Below are 18,727 nucleotides of genomic sequence, written 5' to 3'. Positions count from 1 at the left end.
ACGTGCGAACACTGGACATTATCCTGCCACGAAATGTCATTCGTTCGCGCTATATAAGTATCCGCTTCGGGGGCAAATAGATAGCACTAAGTGAGGTGGTTCACAATGCAAAATACTTGATCGGTAAAACGAAACCGTACCTTTTCGCAGAGTTAACGTAGCCGAAACGATGGCACCGGGAAATGGGCACGACAACCCAATCGAAAGGGGCGTGCGGTTTGTGAATTATCGATCACTTGATCGAATTAATTCAGCGGGTGACGGTCGCTCCCACGTACGGTGTCCAGGTGATCGTGCCGTACTGGAACGTCACCTGTACGCCGCCGCCGTACTGCGGCATCTCGTCGCTCGTTGCGGGCCCCAGGGTGGGATCCCAGGCACTGTAGATGCCGCCGCCGATGTTGCGGGTGCCACCGATGGCGGTGGAGAACACGCGAAGGCCGAAGGGGCTGTCGAAATCCTGGTACGTGCCGTTGAACGGCGTGGTCGGGAGAAATCCGGTGGCGCGGATCGATTCGGCCACAGCGCGAGGAACGGCGACGAAACCGGTCGGCATCTCGTAGAGAACCGCGTCCTGGCGGTACTGCGCCCACGTGTCGCGAACGGGGAACACCGGCCCCAGTACCGCTCCGGAATTGTTCGGAGCAGCAGCGAATCGGTTGTATTCGGCAGTGCGTGGGATGCCCTGCTGCAGCAGACCCATCAGGCCCCACAGCGCCGGTTTGGCACCCCAGTTGCTCTCGAGCAGGCCGAACGTGTCTTCCGGATCGCTGCTGCCGGTGGCCTTGTCTCGCATCGTGTACAGGAAGATCGGCCCGGTGTAGGGCAGCTCACGCCACTTCTGGATGAAGTCGGTGATCATGGCGTTCTGCTGGTCTCCCGACACTGCGGAGGTGGGAACGCCGTACTCGGTGGCCCAGATCTTTTTGTTGCCGTCGCCGTTGGCGACCATAGCAGCGCGGATGTCCATGACCTGCCGGGCCGGTGAATGCTCGACGTAGGGGCCTTCGGAGAACTTCAGTGAGTATTGATACGGATGGTAGGAGAGGGCGTCGAAATTGCCGGCCGCTCCTGCGGCGTACATCTGGTTGGTGAAGTCGACGGGGTTGACGATGCCCCAGCCCTGCTCGGCTGCGCCGAGGACACCGCCGATGACGGTTGCGGCCGAGTCGGCTGCCTTTATCTTGGGGTATGCAGCCTCGAGCAGGTCGGTGTAGCCGGCCGCGTCGGGTTGCGGCCCGTAGAACATGGACCCGTTGGGCTCGTTCCAGATCTCGTAGTCGGCAACTTTGCCTTTGTAGCGGGCGGCGACCTTGCCTGCGAAGTCGCCGAACGCTGCCGGTGATGCCGGGCGGGTGTTGATGGGTTGGTTGACCGGGGATGTCGCCCACGGCGGGGTGTACGCGATGATGCCCAGCATCGAGATGTTCGCTGCGCGCAGCTTGTTCACGACGCGATCGACGGCCGTCCAGTCCAGCTGATTCCGGTTGTATTCGACGCTCGACCACGGAATGGCGATACGCATCGAAGTAACGCCCATTGCCGTCATGAATTGCACGGTGGTGTCCAGCTCCGCGTCGGAGGCCCACAGCAGTCCGCCGCCGTCGGAAATGCCGACGCCGGGTGGATTGGGGGCCGCTTCGGCGCGTGATGGGCCGACGAGGTGGTCGGGCGAAGTGACTATGGATGTGACTCCGAACGAGAGCCCGGCAGCGACGATCAAAACGGTTGTCGCTGACATTACTGCGCGAAAGCTTCCGCGTAAGTGAACCATCTTCAATTCTCTCCACCAGGGGGTCCGTACCAACATTCGACGGGCCGGTGCGGGAATCATTGCACTTCGATCGCGTTCTTGTACAAATTACAAAAAGCGGACCGATAATTATGAAACTGCTGGTCGAGTACCTTCGGCCGGAAGCAAGCTTTTCGTTTTCGTAGCCTCGATGTTGTCGCCATCCGGATTGGTATCGAACGTTTTTTCCCACGCGTAGACGACGAATGCAAGCATGACGGAAAATGTTGTCGTGGTGGAGGGATTGCTGACGACGGGAAAGTCCAACTGCAGCGCGACCACCGAGAAGCCGATGAATGTGCCGCCGTAGAAGCCGAGTTCCCAGCGTCCCGATCGCAGCATCCGGTAGCCCACAACGGCACCGGCAACGAGAATTGCGGTGAAGGCGAGGCCGGTGAAAATGCCGCCGCGGTAGACGGTCAACAGCGGCGAGTTGGCAACGAAGTTCACCTCGAAGGCGGTGGCAGGATCGACGAATTCCGGCCGGCCCCAACCGAGGCCGAACAGCCAGTGGCCTTGCATGTGACCGGGGAACTCGGCGAGTGCGTCGCCGCGTGCGCTCGAGCCGGCGTCCTCGTTGCCGAAAGACGAGAAGACGCGGCTGCGCACGCTGGGTACTGCGAGCGCTCCGATGAAGGCCGCGACGAATGCGCCGACGATCGCCAGGCGTTCCCTGGTGCGCAGTTGTTGGAACGCGAACATCAGCAGTACGCCGAACACCACCGAGAACAGGGCTGCTCGCGACAGTGTCAGCACGATCGACAGGAACAGCAGGGTGGCGAGAGCCGTGCGCAGGTATCCACGCAACAACAGGATGCACAGCATCAGTGCGAGGACGAAGCCGATTCCGGCTGCGTTGGGGTCGATGTATGTCCCTGCCAGGCGAACCGAGGTGGCTCCGGTGGGGCTGTAGACGAATCGTGTGCTCTCCTCCTCGGCACCGTATCCGAGGATCGACAGGTACCGAATGAGCTTGCCGGCGGGATCTCCTATGAAGATCAGCAACGCGAACGCAGCGGCAGCCGACGCCGCGTAGACGTAGATCCTGCCGAACAGTGCCAGTTCGTCCCGCGGCATTCGCAACAGGCACACCACCACGAGGGTCGATATCAGCCATTTACCGAATTCGAAGAAGTCACCGAGTCCGGTTGCCGTGACGACGACCGACAGCGCGGACAGAACGATGAGCGCAATGACGGTCGTTTCGGGCCATGTGATACGGCTCACGGCTGTGCGGTGAATCACAGTGGCGAAGATTGTTGCAACAGCGAACGTGAAGACCAACGGCGCGGGCGTGCCCGGTACGTAGCCGAAGGGGAGCGCGCCCAATGAAAAGGCAAGAGCGCGAGTCAAATACAGCGGATGACGTAGGCCGATATACGCTCCCACAGTCAGCGCGACGAGGGCGAATGCGCCCAATTTCGCTGGAGTTCCGCCGACGATCATGGCGAATGTAACGAGAACGGGGATTGCCACGATGGCAACCCATCCGACCCGCTGCGTGATGCTCATGGGTCCTGATGTTGTCACGCTTTCATCTACTCGCAACATGTACACCGTGCCGAATCCTTCGCTGCGCTTTATTCTTTCCCCTTGACCGACGGTTATTCGATAGGAGCACTCGTGGAGATTCGAGAGTATTGGCGGATCCTTCGCGCGGGTTGGTGGATCGTCGCTCTCGCGACGGTCATCGGCGTCGCCGGGGCTTATGCCTACACGTTCTTCACGACGCCTCAGTACCAGGCGTGTGCCCGTCTGTTCGTCACCACTGAAGGTGGCAGTTCCGTCGGTGAGGCGTACCAGAACAACCTGTTCTCGCAGGAACGCGTGTCCTCCTACGCCGGGTTGGCCACCAGTACCCAGGTTGCGCAGCGAGCCGTCGATCAGTTGCAGCTGCCGGGGTCTGCGGCAGATCTGCGTTCCAGAATCACGGCGACGCCGATCGAGAAGACGGTGTTGCTCGACCTGTGTGCCACCGATGCCGATCCCGCGGTTGCGCAGGCACTGACCAACGCCGTCGCCGGGCAGCTGACGCAGGTGGTGCAGGAACTGGAAACATCGCAGCGCGGCGGTGATCCCGCGGCCGGTGCCACCATCGTCGATCAGGGCGACGTTCCGTCGGAACCGATCGGCATGGGCCTGTTCGTCACCCTCGGTCTCGGCGGCGCTGTCGGCTTCGTCGTCGGTCTCGCCCTCGCGCTGCTCCGTGGCCTGGTGGATCGCTCCATTCGCGATCGTCCACGCGCCGAGGACGTCTCGGGCCGCGTCGTACTCGGCGGCCTCCCTGCCGACGGGACGCGACCCAAGGTTGCGGTGGCGTCGATGTCGACGATGGGTGAACCACTGCGCGTCCTGCGCACCAACATCCGGTTCCTCGGCGGCGGCTCGCCCCGCGCGTCATCACCATCACCAGTGCGGCCGCGGGCGAGGGACGCACCAGCACGGCCATCGATCTCTCCGCCGTTCTCGCCGAGGCCGGGCACACGGTGTTGCTCGTCGGCGGCGACTTGCGAAGCTCGACCCTGGGCACCCGCTTGGGTATCGAACAGGACAGCGGCTTGTCGACCGTCCTTTCCGGCGAGCACAGCGTCGAGGATGCAATCCAGAAGAACGTGTTCGACGGTGTGTCGGTGCTTCCTGCGGGGCCGGTGCCGCCGAACCCGAGTGAGTTGCTCGGATCGGACCGCGCTCAGGAGCTGCTGAAGGAGCTGCGCGGCGACTACCGCTACGTCATCGTCGACACTCCGCCACTGCTCGAGGTCACCGACGGCGCGATTCTCACTGCATTGTCCGACGGCTCGGTGGTTCTCGCGCGTACCGGCCGCACCACGCGCGAGAAGCTGCGACGTGCGATCAAGGTGCTCGACGGTGTCAGCGGAACCGTGCTGGGCGTGGTGACCACCTTCGAACCCTCGGGTCGACGCCTGCTCGGTGGCAACTCCGCATCCTCCGAAGGCTCCGGCGGAACACCTGCTGCTGCAGAAAGTTCCATTGCCCCGTTCACGGAAGAAGCTCCGTCTGCGCCTGCCCACTCGGTCGCCGTCAGGCCGAAGCCGGCGACGAACGACTCTGCGACCTCCTCGGCGAGCAGAGGATAGCTTCGATGTCAGGTAGGTGGACGGTCCGAGTCGGCGTCCTGGTGACCGCAGCCGTGGTGTCGATCTCCTGCTCGCAGCAGACTCCGATCGTCCTGCCGTCCGGCGCGCCGACGGCTCCCGTCACGGCCGCTCCGCCGACGTCCGCACCGCCGCCACCGTCCGATTTCGGTGGTACCGCGCCGGGTTCGTTGATCTCGGCCGAGCCGATCGAGGACATCGCCGCAGACATCACCGAGTTGGGTGCTACCGCGACTCGTGTGGTGTACCGATCGACGTCCGGAGTCACGGGGGAGCCGACGGAGGTGTCGGGCACAGTGGTGATCCCGGGTGGCACTGCGCCCGAGGGGGGGTGGCCGGTGGTGTCCTACGGGCACGGTACGACGGGTGTGCTCGAGGCGTGTGGGCCGTCGAGGTACGCCAACCTTCTCGGCAGTGCTCCCATCGTGGCGGCGCTGGTGCTCAATGGCTTCGCCGTGGCGATGACCGACTACCAGGGGCTCGGTCTCGGTGGTTCGTATCATCCGTATTTGGACTCGAAAACGTTCGGCTACAACATGATCGACGCTGTCCGTGCGGCCAGGAACTTCATGCCCACCCTCAGCTTGCGATGGGCCGCCTATGGTGTCTCGCTCGGCGGCATGGCGGCGTGGGCGGCAAGCGACCGCAATGCCGAGTACGGGGGCGGGCTCGAGCTGGTGGGCACCGCGGCGATGGTCCCGGTGTCGGACATGTCCGGCTTGGCCGACGCTGCCGCGAACGGGACTCTGACGCGGGCCCAGTACCCGCTGCTGATGTATGCGCTGCACACGTTGGCGATCAGTCATCCCGAGATGAACCTCGACGATTACCGATCCGGAATGGCGCGGGAGCGGTGGGACGACTTCATGGAATGCGTACCGCCGAAGTCCGACGACGTGCCGGGGCTGTTGGCGGGTCTGCAAGCTGCGGACCTGACGCCCGTCAGCGTCGAAGCGACGGATCGTCTACGCGGGTACCTGGCGGATATGGCTCTGCCGCAGGAGCGTTCGTCGACACCGCTGTTGGTGATGTACGGCAGCGAGGACGATCTGATTCTCCAACCGTGGACCGAAAAAGCGCTGCAGCGTGCGTGTGATTCCGGAGACCTCGTCGAGTACGAGCTGCATCAGGGTGAGGGACACGGCGATCTGGACAGCAGCCGTTCGCTGCCGTGGGTGAAGGGCATGTTCGCCGGCCAACGGCCGATCAACACGTGCGAGTTGAATCGATGATCGCGCCCACGGGTGTCCCGACCCTCAAGGACTACGGCCGTATTCTGTTGTCGGGTTGGGCTGCGATCCTGGCCGCTGCCGTACTGTCGGCGGGCGTCGCGTGGTTGGCGACGCAGTTCGTCGAGCCCACCTACACCGCAGCGTCTCGGGTGTTCGTCACCGCTCCTGGTCCGACGTCGCCCAGGGCGTTGACCGAAGGAAACCGGTCTTCGTTGGTACGCGTCGAGTCGTACGTGGTGTTGGCAACGGGCGAGCAGGTGTTGCGCCGGGTCATCGCTTCGCAGGGGTTGCCCGTCGAACCAGACGAACTGAAGAACGACATCACGGTGGTGCCTACTCCGGGCTCCGCTCTGATCGAGATCTCGGTGGTGAACTCGGACGCCGAGCGGGCTCGGGATATTGCCAATTCTGTCGCAGTTCAGCTCAGCAAGCTCGTCGGCGAGATCGACTTGGGTGCCGACGGGGCGGTGTCGGCAGTGACGCTCGTCGATGCGGCCACCACTCCTGACTCGGTCACCACACCCACACCGACGAGCAACATGATTCTGGGGGGAGTGATCGGCACAATCCTGAGCAGTGTGCTGGTTCTGGCATTCGGAATTGCACGCGACTCGATCGACCATCGCGATCAAGTGGAGAACATCGTGAAGCAGGCGACCGCGGCCAAGCGGACGCCTGCCACAGAGGGGGTCCGATGACATCGTCGCGAACAAGCCGAGTAAGCCGCGCGGGCGGTGCCTGCGCACTGGCGTTGATCCTGGTGACGTCGGGGTGTTCCTCCGACGACCCGCCTGTCGAGCCGTATTCGGTATCGAAATCCGCGGCATTCGGTGCCACGCTCGACGCCGATTACGGTGCAGCAGGCCCCGGATCACTGGAGAGTGCGCAACAACTGCTGACCATCGATCGCCGGGTCAGTGCTGTCTCCTCGGTTGCCGCGCGGGTGGTCTACTCGTCCACCTCTGGCGTGGACGGTTCACCGCAGCGCGTCTCGGGCACGATCTTCGCGCCGGAAGGCACACCGCCCGAGGGCGGTTGGCCGATCATCGCGTACGGCCACGGCACCACCGGCGTGCTCGAGGACTGCGCACCGTCGACCGATCCCGAGTTGCTCGGCAGCTCGCAGATCGTCGCAGCGCTGGTCCGCTCCGGAAACGTCGTTGCGGTCTCGGACTATCAGGGTCTGGGACTGGAGGGTTCCTATCATCCCTATCTCGACGCTCGTACCGTCGGCAACAACCTCATCGACTCGGTGCGTGCCGCCCGCAAGCTGATACCCGAGGCGTCCACGAAGTGGGCGGCGTTCGGCGGGTCCCAGGGTGGTCAGGCATCCTGGGCCGCCAACGAACTCGCGAGCAGCTACGGCGAGGGCCTCGAGCTGGTCGGCTCGGTCAGTTTGGTACCGGCGGCAGATATGGTCGGTCTGGCGGAGGCCGCTGCGAACGGCACGCTCACCGTCGACCAGAAGCCACTGCTGCAGTGGGTTCTGGTCGGCCTTGCCCAGTCTCACCCCGAGCTGGACCTGGACGACTATCGCAGGGGCATCGTCGCCGAGAAGTGGGACGAGCTCTCGGCGTGCGGCGGCGTTCTCGCTGCCGACCGCACGTCCCTGGCGGCGCAGATCAGCGACGACGATCTGCGTCCGGCAACTCCCGAGGCGACGGCGAAGCTCGCGGATTACCTCCGGGAGATGAGCTTGCCGATGTCTCGCGCCACCGCACCGATGCTGGTTGTCTACGGTGGCAAGGACACGTTGATCTCGCAGTCGTGGACCGAGTCCGCCATCGCGGCCGGCTGCGCCAACGGGGACACGATTCAATATGTGCTCCAACCGAATTCCGGTCACGCAGACATCGACGGTGCTGCTGCGTTCGGATGGCTGGGTGACCGGTTCGCCGGTACCGACGCCATCAGCTTCTGCCCGCCTCCTGCGCCATGACCCCCAGAAGGTACCCATGACCGCCACACCCGACAGTACTGCGACCGCCGCCACCGCGGTCGCCGATACCGGTACCAAGCGACCTGCCCGCCTCGTCGGGCTCGACGGCCCCCGCGGATTCGCCTGCCTGTGCGTGCTCGCCGTGCACGTCGGCGGGCACTACTCGCCGCAGACGGTCCTGACCTACAAGCTCGGGGTGCTGGGGCAGGGGTTGATCTTCTTCTTCGCACTGTCGGGCTTCCTGATCTTTCTCCCGATGGTACGAAAGCTGTTCGCAGGCAAACCGATGCCGAACAACGTCAGCTACGCGATGCATCGGCTGCTGCGAGTGTTTCCGGCATACCTGTTCATCTTCTTGTTCGCTAACTTCGTGATGCGTGCGGTATTCGTGGAAAACGCCGCTGTGGCCGAACAACATTTCACCGACAACGGTCTTGGCATCCTCACCGATCCGTTGACGCTGCTGGCCAATCTGACGCTGGTGCACACCTACATTCCGAGCATGATCCAGACCGGTATCAATCCGTCGTGGTCGCTGTCGCTGGAGTTCGCCTTCTACATCGCACTGCCGCTGCTGACGAGTATCGCGTTCTTCCTGCGCAAGCGCACGTCCATCTCGGCACCGGTGCTGGCGTTGATCCCGGTGGTGATCATGTTCGTCATCGGAATCACCGGAAAGCTGTACACCGCCTCGCGCGTGGGGCCGTCGGGCATCACCGATCCGAAACTGCTGGAATGGGGACCCAACGAGATCGCGGTGCTCAGCCGTAGCTTCTGGTCGCTGGCAGACAATTTCACGTACGGGATGCTGGCGGCGGTGGTGTTCGTCGCGATCGACAACGGAATGCTCAAGGGCGCGATCGTCACCCGGATGCGGTGGTGGACTGGCATCGCGATGATTCCCACCGCGGTGATCTCACTGATGCTGATCGATCACAACTCGCGCTGGCAGACGTCCACCGTGTCCTTCGGTTCGGCGTTGCTCATTCTGTTCATCATCGTGCCGCTGGCACGCGGTGAGCAGTCGAAGCTCGCGGAACGGGCCGACTGGGCACCCCTGAGCTACGTGGGCATGATCTCGCTCAGCGTCTACCTGTGGCACTTTCCCATCTTGATCATGTTGGGGCGCTTCGGATGGATGGCAGGCGACAGCCCGTTGGGGCTACTGCGGAACTTCGTGCTGGTGAGCGCAGTGAGCATCGCATTCGGAGCGGTGACGTACCGATTCATCGAGAAGCCGTCGTTGACGTACGCACGTAGATTCAAGGCGAGCAAATAGATTCATGCACACCGTCCGTAGGCTCGCCGCGCCGCTGGTGCTCCTGCCTCTGCTCGCGGGATGCGCCGTTGTGGTGCCGCTCGGCGGCCAGGCGCAGGGGGCAGTGGCATCGGTGATCCGTGGTTCCGATCCGGAGCCGATGGACATCGCGAATCCCGGTACCGGAAGCGGCTCCATCGTGAGTGCTGAGACGATGCCGAATCTACCGCTGCCGGTGCGGATGTCGGGTATCGACGCCGCGAAGGTGGTGTACCGCTCGGTGCAACCGGGTGTGGGCGAGCGCGAGGTATCGGGCACGGTGTTCACCCCGTCCGGCGATGCGCCCGAGGGTGGGTGGCCCGTCATCTCCTACGCCCACGGCACCACGGGTATCGAGCAAGCATGCGCGCCGTCGAGGTCCGCGTCACTGTTGGGGGCATCGGCGCTCGTACAGGGTTACACCACAGCCGGATTCGCGGTCGCCATCACCGATTACGAGGGTCTCGGACATGCGGGCAACCACGCCTACCTGGACAACATCACCGCCGGCTACGACGTGATCGATGCCGTACGGGCATTGCGTACGGTCTTTCCCGATGTGGGTACGCAGTGGGCTGCGTTCGGTGGTTCACAGGGCGGCGGTGCTGCCTGGGCCGCGAACGAACTCGCCGATTCCTATGCGCCGGAACTCGATCTGGTCGGTGCGGTGGCTCTGGCACCCACCGCGAACATGGTGGGCCTGGTGGACAAGGCGGAGGCGGGCACGTTGACCGAGGACCAGGGGCCGGTGCTGCAGTGGATACTCGAATCACTCGCTCGGCGTGACGAGAATCTGAATCTCGACGACTACCGCAGCGGCAATGCCGAGCAGGACTGGGACACGCTCACCCAGTGCACTCTCGACAAGGCGGGTGCGCGCACCGATGCGGCGAAGAGGCTCGGCAACAACGACTTTGCACCCGACTCCCCTGCGGCGGCCGCGACGCTGCGTGACGAGCTGACGCAGATGGCTCTGCCGACGGGACCGGCATCGGCACCGATGTTGGTGGCGTACGGAGATGCCGACACCTACATCGACGTGGCGTGGACCGATGCGGCATTGCAGTCGGCATGCCGACTGGGCGATGTCATCACCATCGACCGGCAGGCCGGGCGCGGGCACGGAGATGTCAACGGCGACGCCGTCAATCAGTGGTTGGCCGATCGATTCGCAGGGGTGCCGGCGCAGAACGATTGCACGTGAGTAGGGGGAGCGTCATGGGCTTGCGCAAAGATCTGACGGTACGGGCGAAGGATGTCATCAAGAGGCGGCTGGGACGCGGCATTCCGGTGGAGGCGATCGATGAGCCGTATCTGGTGGTTGCGGTACTGGGGCAGTCCAATGCGCACGGTGCCGGCGTCGGATTGGACAGTGCCGGTCTGGATGCGCCGCATCCACGGGTGCATCAGTGGGCGGCCTCGGGCCGGTCTAAGAACACCATCGTGGCGGGCAGCAATCCACTGTTTCACGAGGTGCCATCCAAGGCAGTCGGATTCGGTCCGACGTTCGCCGCGCATCTCGCCGATGCGACGGGTAGGCCGGTGTTGCTGGTTCCGTATGCGCGCGGCGACTCGGCGTTCGTACGGGTCAACGGCATCTCCTGGGATCCTGCCGATACACGGGCCCGAGTCAACCTGTTCTGGAATGCGATGCAGCGCATCCGAACCGGGCTGGCGACCAAGCCCAGTAACGAGCTCGTTGCCGTGCTGTGGCATCAGGGTGAGAGTGACGTGCCGCTGACGTCGGGGCCGGTGTATGCCGAGAAGCTCGACTCGGTGATCGACACCGTGCGTGCCGAGTTCGGCGACGTGCCGTTCGTCATCGGGCAGATGGTGCCGGACGAGATCGAATCGGGGGAGCCGAACTACGCCGTCATCGATGCGGTGCATGCCGATACTCCTCGACGCAAGGCCGCAGTGGCGTACGTGCCGGGTCCGAGGGGGCTCTACAACAGCGAGACCGAGAAGATTCACTACAACGGCGAGGGTCAACGGGAACTGGGACGCCGAATGTGGGAGGCATTTGCCGGCATGTCCCCGCGGGTCCGACGTTCGACCGACAATGCTTGACACACGGCGTGGATGTGGCACTAATAGGTGGTCGAGACTGACCGGAATGGGGCTTGTCGGAGAAATTGGCAACGCAGCGGACGCGTCTGGTTAATGCAGTAGAAACATGTAACGACCTGCGGGTTTGCGCCGATCAACATACCGTTACCAAGTGACACGATAAGTACGACAAGATAATCTGCACGACGGGGTGGCACGGAGCTGTGTCGATCACGCAAGGGTTCGGCAACGCGTACGTACCGAGGGGAAACAAGTGTCAGTCAGCGATCTGGAAGCGCAGAGTTCGGTTGTCTCGCGGCGTGACGCACGACGGTTGCGCAGGACGACATCGCGTCGTGAATGGGAGACGCACTACACCGAGGGACTTCGTGTCACCGACACGGTGGTCGTTCTCGGCGCGGTGACGGTGGCTCAGATCATCCGCTTCGGCGAGATCGATTTTCGCGAGCCGTGGTCCATCGTCGGCTACTTCGGGATATCCGGAGTACTCGCAGTTCTGTGGCTGACGTTTCTCGCCATCTTCCGCACCCGCTCTCCACGGGTGATCGGTAACGGTTCGGAGGAGTACCGCCGCATCGTGTCGGCCACGTTCAGGCTGTTCGGAACCATCGCGATTCTCTCCCTGCTGTTTCGTCTGGATATCGCCCGTCTATATCTCGCGATCGCCCTGCCCGTCGGACTGGTCGGGCTTCTTCTGAGTCGATGGGTGTGGCGAAAAATAGTGTCGCGCAAACGTGCTCGTGGCGGGTACCAGACCTCGGTGCTCATCGTCGGCAGCCGTAGCTCGGCTCTGGCCATGGCCAAGTCGTTCGAGCGTTCCCCCGAGGCCGGCTACAGCGTGGTCGGCATCTGCCTACCCAACTACGAGCCCGGCAACGACACGTCCTTCACCATCGACGGCGTCGAGATTCCGGTGCTCGGTGACGAGCACAGTGTGGTCGAGGCCATCGAGACCTCCGGCGCAGACACCGTGGCGGTGACGGCCACCGAACACATCGGCCATCACGGACTGCGAAAGATGGTGTGGGACCTCGAGAAGAAGAAGGTCGACCTCGTCGTGTCGCCCGGAGTGGTGGACGTCGCGGGTCCGCGTCTGGTGATGCGTCCGGTGGCGAACTTCCCGCTCATCCACGTCGAGAAGCCGCAGTACAACGGCGCGAAGCGATTCAGCAAGACGGCGTTCGACTTCCTGTTCGCTGCCTCGGTTCTGCTGCTGATTTCGCCGGTCCTGATCACGCTCGCCGCAATCATCAAGTTCACCAGCAAGGGCTCGATCTTCTACAAGTCCGAGCGAATGGGTATCGACGGCAAGCCTTTCCAGATGATCAAGTTCCGCAGCATGGTCCAGGACGCAGACAAGCGGGTGCAAGAACTGGCCGCCCTCAACGAAGGGGCAGGCGGGGTGCTGTTCAAGATGCGCGACGACCCACGGGTCACCCGGGTGGGCAAGGTGATGCGCAAGTTCAGCCTCGACGAGCTGCCGCAGTTCGTCAATGTGCTCAAGCGCGAGATGAGCGTGGTGGGTCCGCGGCCGCCGCTGCGCAGCGAAGTGGAAACGTACGACGGTGAAGTGCGTCGTAGGCTGCTCGTCAAGCCGGGCATCACCGGGCTGTGGCAGGTGAGTGGCCGTTCGGATCTGTCGTGGGAGGAGAGCGTGCGACTCGATCTTTCGTACGTCGAGAATTGGTCGATGACAGGCGACTTGCTGATCATCGCGAAGACCGCTGTCGCGGTCCTCAAGAGCGAGGGCGCATATTGAGGCGACGACGGGCAACTCGACGTTGACATGCGAACGGTCGGTATCTTCCGTATCGTTCCCGCCAGTCTCACTTCTCGAAGAACGGACACACAGTGACCATGACGCAGAATTCGTTTCACGACTATCTGACAGATCGTGTCGACGAGATCGCTCGCGTACACCTGAACCGATCGACGTCACTGCATGCGGTGATTTCGGACAGCGTCAATGCCTACACGTCGGCATTTGCCGAATTCCACGGCACCGACACACCGTTGGATCTGTTGCAGCCCGAGGTTCGCAGTGAGTTGAGTGGTTTCATTCATCAGTGTGCCGAGGCCGTCGAAGAGCCGGAGAATCCACAGTTTCCCGTTCGCCGCTGAGTCACCTTCTGTTCATTGTTTTCGCGTGGTTCTGTGATGATTCTCCCTCGAGGTACGGGCCCGGCTGCCCCGTGCTTATATTTTCAGTGATTCGGTCGAGGTAGCGGGGACTCTCGCTGGGGCAGCTGGCCGTTTCGCGAAATACATCATTCGATACAAACGATGGGGATCGGCCGCATGCGAATCACTGTTTTCGGTACCGGGTACCTCGGCGCAACTCACGCCGCGTGCATGGCCGAGCTCGGCCACGAAGTGCTCGGTGTCGACGTCGATCCAGCCAAGCTCGCCAAGCTCGAAGCCGGCGAGGTGCCGTTCTGGGAGCCTGGTCTCGAAGAGGTGCTGCAGCGCAACATCGCCGCCGGACGACTGCGCTTCACCGCGTCGTATCAAGAAGCCGCGGACTTTGCAGAGGTTCATTTCCTCGGCGTCGGTACTCCCCAGAAAAAGGGCGAGTTCGCGGCCGACATGAAATTCGTCGACTCGGTGGTCGAGACGCTCGCGCCGCTGCTGACCAAGCCGGCGGTCATATTCGGCAAGTCGACGGTCCCGGTGGGCACGGCGGAGCGACTCGGGGCGATGGCTCGCGAACTCTCGCCGGCCGGTGACGATGTCGAGATCGCGTGGAATCCGGAGTTTCTGCGCGAGGGTTTCGCTGTCAAAGATACCCTCCACCCCGATCGCCTGGTACTGGGCGTGGACCGCGCCCGTCCCGGCCGTGCGGAGGATCTCGCTCGGGAGGTCTATGCGCAGCTGCTCGACGAGAAGATTCCTTTCTTGGTCACGGATTTGGCCACGGCCGAGCTGGTCAAGGCCTCCGCAAACGCGTTTCTGGCGACCAAGATCTCGTTCATCAACGCCATTGCAGAGGTGTGTGAAGCGGCTGGCGCCGATGTCACCGTGCTCGCTGACGCGATCGGTCATGACGAGCGCATCGGCCGAAAGTTCCTCAACGCGGGCATCGGATTCGGTGGTGGCTGCCTGCCCAAGGACATCAGAGCCTTCATGGCCCGTGCGGGCGAGCTCGGGGCCGATCAGGCGCTGACGTTCCTACGCGAGGTGGACAACATCAACATGCGTCGCCGTACTCGGATGGTCGAGTTGGCCCGTGAGGCCTGCGGCTCGCTTCTCGGGGCGCGAGTGGCGGTGCTGGGCGCGGCGTTCAAACCCGATTCGGACGACGTCCGCGATTCACCTGCGCTGAATGTGGCCGGGCAGATCCAGCTGCAGGGTGCTGCCGTCAATGTGTACGACCCGAAGGCCATGGACAACTCCCGCGCGCTGTTTCCCACTCTCACGTACTGCAGCTCCGCACTCGAGGCTTGCCAAGGGGCCGACGTGGTGCTGGTGCTGACCGAGTGGAAAGAGTTCAAGGCACTGACACCGAAAGACATCGAACCTGTTGTGCGAGCGAAGTCGCTCATCGATGGTCGCAACTGTTTGGAGCCTGCACTGTGGCGTGCAGCCGGCTGGACGTACCGAGGACTGGGGCGACCGTAGATATTCGGTAGATTCGTTCGTATTGCAATCGAATCGTGCTGACGATTCCTCGAATTAGCTTGTTTGAATGAATTTTTCCCTGCGCATTGTTTCCAATACATTTCGGATAGCTTACGAGTCCATGTGATGTATCCCAATTGGCTGGCCACCGAAGTAGTGCACCGCGAGAAAATCCAGATCCTCTCCTGTGATCGGTAACGTTCCCGGTGTTGGGTGCGCTATATGACCATTGTCCGTTTCTCGAGATGTAATGGGGCAGAATCGCGGATTCGGCCAGTGAGATGGACAACTGATGAAGTGGTCCGAGTCGATTCGTGCAAAGATCATCGAGGGCTCGAAGATTCCATTCCGAGCTGATCGCGACGCGGCGATGTGGACGTGGTCGGTTCGATTCGGGAAATGCTTCGGCGGGTGAAGCCGACGGGTGGAAGAGGATGATCGGTGACGGCTCTCGAAACAACACTTGAAAAGTCAGCGACCGGACGGTCGGGACGGTCTGGTTGGCGCAATCGTCGACCGACATCCCGTCGCGTGTGGGAACAGCAGTACGTGGACAGGTTGCGTTACAGCGATGTCGTAGTTGTCATCGCTGCCGTGGCTGTCGCGCAATACATCCGATTCGGTGAGGTCACTGCCATCAGCTCGGACTCGCTGATCGGCCACTTCGGAATGTCCATCGCGCTGGCGTCGATCTGGATCGGCTTCCTCTCGATCTTCCGTACCCGGTCGCCGCGTGTCATCGGAACCGGAGCCGAAGAATACCGGCGGATAGTCTCGGCCACCTTCAGACTGTTCGGCGTCATTGCCATTGTGTCACTGCTTGTTCGGGTCGACATCGCGCGGCTGTACTTGGCGATCGCCCTTCCTGTCGGTCTGATCGGACTCTTGTTGAACAGATGGCTGTGGCGCCGAAGCGTCACGCACAAACGGAGCAAGGGCCTGTACCAAACGTCGGTGCTGATCGTCGGGAGCCGAGCAGCTGCTGTGTCGATGGCGAAGCAATTCGAGCGCGCTCCCGAAGCCGGATACACCGTGGTCGGGCTCTGCCTACCTGGCTACTCTGCGGAGGACGAAGCCGCCCTGACGATCGAGGGTTCGGCAATTCCAATTCTCGGCGACGAGGCATCCGTGGTCGATGCCATCGAGGCGTCCGGCGCGGACACGGTGGCCGTCACGGCTACGGAACATCTGGGCAACAGTGGAATTCGTAAGATGATCTGGGATCTCGAGAAGAAGAACGTGGATCTCGTCGTTGCACCCGGTGTGGTGGACGTGGCCGGACCGAGACTGGTGATGCGGCCGGTCGCAGGCTTCCCACTGATCCACGTCGAGAAGCCCCAGTACAACGGTGCCACTCGATTCAGCAAGACGGCATTCGACATGGCGTTCGCGGCCTCGGTGCTGATACTCATAGCACCGGTTCTCCTGGTGCTCGCCATTTTGGTGAAGGCAACCAGTCGCGGGCCCGTCTTCTACAAGTCGGAGCGCATGGGTATCGACGCAAAGCCGTTCCCCATGATCAAGTTTCGCAGCATGGTGCAGGATGCAGACAAGCGAGTCGATGCCTTGCTCGCTCAGAACGAGAGCGCCGGTGGCGTTCTGTTCAAGATGCGGGACGATCCGCGCATAACCAAGGTCGGCAGGGTGATGCGCAAATTCAGCCTGGACGAGTTGCCCCAGTTCATCAACGTACTTCGGCGCGAGATGAGTGTTGTCGGGCCACGCCCGCCGCTGCGCCGTGAGGTGGAGACCTACGACGGAGACGTTCGACGTCGGCTCCTCGTGAAGCCCGGGATCACCGGTCTGTGGCAGGTGAGCGGCCGATCTGATCTGTCATGGGAAGAGACTGTGCGACTGGACCTTTCGTATGTCGAGAATTGGTCGATGGTCGGAGACATTTTGATCATCGCCAAGACGGTCAAGGCAGTTGCGGGTAGCGACGGAGCCTACTGAAACCTGGTCCAGGCGACCTCCTGTCGGGGAGAACAAGCCAAATGCCGGAATCATGCCTGCAAAGCATGTTGAGCGGTATCGTTTCGGTTGCTGTCGGATAGTTCGGCTGCAACCACCCCGAAGGAGTATCGATGAGCCAGACCTTTGTCGTAGAGGCTTCGCGCGTGACGTGGACCAACAGTGGGGTCGAGATCGTGATCCTCGATCTCGAAGGTTCGCAGTACTTCGCGCTGAACGAGTCCGGCTGCGAACTGTGGCCACTGTTGGTGAATGGCACGTCACGTGACGATATGATCGCCAAGCTCGTCGACGAGTACAAGATCTCCGAAGATGTTGCTGCGCAGGATGTCGACGCGCTTCTGGACGGGCTGTTGGAACGCAATATCGTCAAGGTCGCCGATGGTTCGATCTGACGCCGCAGGGGCTCGTCTGGCACCTCTGTCGTCTATCGAGATTGCTACGTCCAGGCCGAGCGGCTTGGATAGATCCCGGCCTGTCCTGGAAGAGTCCGCCGCGGCAACACCTCGCACTGCTTTTCGTGACACTGTCCGGTCGGCACTCGAACACGGCCCGTGCGTCATGAGCTTCTCCGGCGGTCGAGACTCCTCGGCGGTTCTCGCCGCTGCCGTCGACGTGGCCCGAGCTGAGGGGCTCGCATTGCCGATTCCGGCCACATTGCACTTTCCCGGTATCGAGGAGTCACACGAGTCGGAGTGGCAGAACCTGGTGCTCGATCACCTCGGCGTCACCGAGCGTCTGCAGTACTCCCTGACTACCGAGATGGATGCGCTGGGTGAGTCGGCCCGGGAGTTGTTGACTGCCTTCGGTGTAATGTGGCCGTTCAATACTCACCTGCATGGTGTCATCTGTCGCGACGCGGCGGGAGGTACGTTGGTGACGGGTTTCGGCGGCGACGAGCTTGCATTGTCGGCGTCAAATCGTTGGTCCGCCCGAGCGCTCGCGAACCCGCGGGGTCTGACTCCTCGCAAAGTCATGTCGATTGTGCATTACGGCAGTCCGCAACCGTTCCGCTACGTTGCTGATCTGCCGTTCAGCATGCCTGATCGGCTCGATTTTCCTTGGCTTACTCGCAAGGGGCGTGCTCAGGCCACGCACCGTTCCGCGACTGACAGCGCAAGCATTCCCATGGGTTGGGGCAAGATTCTCCGGGAGTGGATTCCGCGGTCACGCTATTTCGAGATGGCGAAGCAAAGCATGAACGATCTTGCATCACTACACGATGTTCGGGTAGTGCATCCATTCGTCAGTTCTCCTGTGCTGCAAGCATTTGCGGCGCATTCTCCGTCAGTGGGGCTACGCGGTCGCCGTGCAATGATGGAGTTACTGGTGGGAGGTCTTCTCCCGGCTGAAGTGATGAAACGTACATCGAAAGCCTCGTTCACTCCGTCGTTGTGGAACGGTGAGTCGCGCGAGTTCGCGCGAGATTGGGACGGCACCGGACTCGACGAGACGATTGTCAGACCCGAGATCGTTCGCGCGGAGTGGCTCAGGGAAGACCCGGGAGTCCACAGCCTTTGTCTACTGCAACAGGCCTGGCTGTCTTCGCAGAAGTCTTTCCCTCTGAGGGAGGGCCATGCCTAATTCTTTTGCACGCGAGGCAATTCAGTCGTCGAAGGTTGCTCTGGGCTTGGCGATCAGGGCAGATCGAAGACGTACGATCAGTACCGGCGTCTTCCAGGTGGTGGGCGC

15 protein-coding genes and 1 pseudogene are annotated in these 18,727 nt (G+C 62.4%); 14 read left to right on the top strand and 2 right to left on the bottom strand.

Features of this window, described 5'->3' with window-relative positions; all coding sequences use genetic code 11:
* Positions 1-250: 250 nt before the first annotated feature.
* On the bottom strand, positions 251-1,741 hold the full coding sequence (locus tag AYK61_RS13880; RefSeq protein WP_259468052.1) for a glycoside hydrolase family 5 protein: 1,491 nt from the start codon (positions 1,739-1,741) through the stop codon (positions 251-253).
* 141 nt (positions 1,742-1,882) lie between these two features.
* Positions 1,883-3,304 (bottom strand): O-antigen ligase, encoded by a 1,422-nt coding sequence (locus AYK61_RS13875; protein ID WP_259468051.1) that lies wholly within the window; start codon positions 3,302-3,304, stop codon positions 1,883-1,885.
* Positions 3,305-3,415: 111 nt separating this feature from the next.
* On the opposite strand from AYK61_RS13875, the pseudogene AYK61_RS27890 reads away from it, so the two are divergent.
* The 14 genes and pseudogenes from AYK61_RS27890 to AYK61_RS13810 form a co-directional block, all read left to right on the top strand.
* Positions 3,416-3,622: pseudogene (locus tag AYK61_RS27890) on the top strand (YveK family protein); the annotation flags it as partial.
* A gap of 569 nt (positions 3,623-4,191) precedes the next feature.
* Complete coding sequence (locus AYK61_RS27885; RefSeq protein WP_310886842.1) at positions 4,192-4,890, top strand: CpsD/CapB family tyrosine-protein kinase; 699 nt, start codon at positions 4,192-4,194, stop codon at positions 4,888-4,890.
* A gap of 5 nt (positions 4,891-4,895) precedes the next feature.
* Complete coding sequence (locus tag AYK61_RS13865; protein ID WP_121871191.1) at positions 4,896-6,140, top strand: S9 family peptidase; 1,245 nt, start codon at positions 4,896-4,898, stop codon at positions 6,138-6,140.
* Positions 6,137-6,838, top strand: a complete 702-nt coding sequence (locus tag AYK61_RS13860) for a YveK family protein (RefSeq protein WP_121871190.1) — start codon at positions 6,137-6,139, stop codon at positions 6,836-6,838. The genes AYK61_RS13865 and AYK61_RS13860 overlap by 4 nt, the downstream gene beginning before the upstream one ends.
* Positions 6,835-8,079: a lipase family protein gene (locus AYK61_RS13855; protein ID WP_121871189.1), complete on the top strand. Its 1,245-nt coding sequence runs from the start codon at positions 6,835-6,837 to the stop codon at positions 8,077-8,079. The genes AYK61_RS13860 and AYK61_RS13855 overlap by 4 nt, the downstream gene beginning before the upstream one ends.
* Before the next feature lie 16 nt (positions 8,080-8,095).
* Positions 8,096-9,358 carry an acyltransferase gene (locus AYK61_RS13850; RefSeq protein ID WP_121871188.1) on the top strand — a complete coding sequence of 421 codons (1,263 nt, stop codon included), beginning with the start codon at positions 8,096-8,098 and terminating at the stop codon, positions 9,356-9,358.
* 4 nt (positions 9,359-9,362) lie between these two features.
* The gene (locus AYK61_RS13845) at positions 9,363-10,580 is read left to right on the top strand and encodes a lipase family protein (protein ID WP_121871187.1); all 1,218 of its coding nucleotides are present in this window, start codon (positions 9,363-9,365) and stop codon (positions 10,578-10,580) included.
* Positions 10,577-11,446: a sialate O-acetylesterase gene (locus AYK61_RS13840; RefSeq protein ID WP_259468050.1), complete on the top strand. Its 870-nt coding sequence runs from the start codon at positions 10,577-10,579 to the stop codon at positions 11,444-11,446. The genes AYK61_RS13845 and AYK61_RS13840 overlap by 4 nt, the downstream gene beginning before the upstream one ends.
* 313 nt (positions 11,447-11,759) lie before the next feature.
* Positions 11,760-13,205, top strand: a complete 1,446-nt coding sequence (locus AYK61_RS13835; protein WP_259468189.1) for a sugar transferase — start codon at positions 11,760-11,762, stop codon at positions 13,203-13,205.
* A gap of 98 nt (positions 13,206-13,303) precedes the next feature.
* Entirely contained in the window at positions 13,304-13,567 is a 264-nt protein-coding gene (locus tag AYK61_RS13830) for a hypothetical protein (protein ID WP_147458330.1), read from the top strand.
* A 177-nt stretch (positions 13,568-13,744) separates the two neighbouring features.
* On the top strand, positions 13,745-15,064 hold the full coding sequence (locus AYK61_RS13825; RefSeq protein WP_121872737.1) for a UDP-glucose/GDP-mannose dehydrogenase family protein: 1,320 nt from the start codon (positions 13,745-13,747) through the stop codon (positions 15,062-15,064).
* A gap of 441 nt (positions 15,065-15,505) precedes the next feature.
* On the top strand, positions 15,506-17,017 hold the full coding sequence (locus AYK61_RS13820) for a sugar transferase (RefSeq protein ID WP_121871184.1): 1,512 nt from the start codon (positions 15,506-15,508) through the stop codon (positions 17,015-17,017).
* 131 nt (positions 17,018-17,148) lie between these two features.
* The gene (locus AYK61_RS13815) at positions 17,149-17,430 is read left to right on the top strand and encodes a PqqD family protein (protein ID WP_121871183.1); all 282 of its coding nucleotides are present in this window, start codon (positions 17,149-17,151) and stop codon (positions 17,428-17,430) included.
* Positions 17,348-18,619, top strand: coding sequence for an asparagine synthase-related protein (locus tag AYK61_RS13810; RefSeq protein WP_121871182.1), 1,272 nt, complete (start codon positions 17,348-17,350; stop codon positions 18,617-18,619). Before AYK61_RS13815 ends, AYK61_RS13810 begins: the two co-directional genes overlap by 83 nt.
* Positions 18,620-18,727: the final 108 nt, after the last annotated feature.

Origin of the sequence: Rhodococcus sp. SBT000017 (assembly GCF_003688915.1) — a bacterium.
Taxonomy (GTDB): Bacteria; Actinomycetota; Actinomycetes; order Mycobacteriales; family Mycobacteriaceae; genus Rhodococcoides.
Note: the sequence above shows the minus strand (reverse complement) of the source record. Positions and strands in the feature narration are given on the sequence as shown.

Bases quoted from the DNA above. Each gene is read 5' to 3' on its own strand.
- AYK61_RS13875 (WP_259468051.1), bottom strand. From the start codon at position 3,304: ATGAGCATCACGCAGCGGGTCGGATGGGTTGCCATCGTGGCAATCCCC.
- AYK61_RS13850 (WP_121871188.1), top strand. From the start codon at position 8,096: ATGACCGCCACACCCGACAGTACTGCGACCGCCGCCACCGCGGTCGCC.
- AYK61_RS13830 (WP_147458330.1), top strand. From the start codon at position 13,304: ATGACGCAGAATTCGTTTCACGACTATCTGACAGATCGTGTCGACGAG.
- AYK61_RS13865 (WP_121871191.1), top strand. From the start codon at position 4,896: ATGTCAGGTAGGTGGACGGTCCGAGTCGGCGTCCTGGTGACCGCAGCC.
- AYK61_RS13880 (WP_259468052.1), bottom strand. From the start codon at position 1,741: ATGTCAGCGACAACCGTTTTGATCGTCGCTGCCGGGCTCTCGTTCGGA.
- AYK61_RS13810 (WP_121871182.1), top strand. From the start codon at position 17,348: ATGTTGCTGCGCAGGATGTCGACGCGCTTCTGGACGGGCTGTTGGAAC.
- AYK61_RS13845 (WP_121871187.1), top strand. From the start codon at position 9,363: ATGCACACCGTCCGTAGGCTCGCCGCGCCGCTGGTGCTCCTGCCTCTG.
- AYK61_RS13825 (WP_121872737.1), top strand. From the start codon at position 13,745: ATGCGAATCACTGTTTTCGGTACCGGGTACCTCGGCGCAACTCACGCC.
- AYK61_RS13860 (WP_121871190.1), top strand. From the start codon at position 6,137: ATGATCGCGCCCACGGGTGTCCCGACCCTCAAGGACTACGGCCGTATT.
- AYK61_RS13855 (WP_121871189.1), top strand. From the start codon at position 6,835: ATGACATCGTCGCGAACAAGCCGAGTAAGCCGCGCGGGCGGTGCCTGC.
- AYK61_RS13815 (WP_121871183.1), top strand. From the start codon at position 17,149: ATGAGCCAGACCTTTGTCGTAGAGGCTTCGCGCGTGACGTGGACCAAC.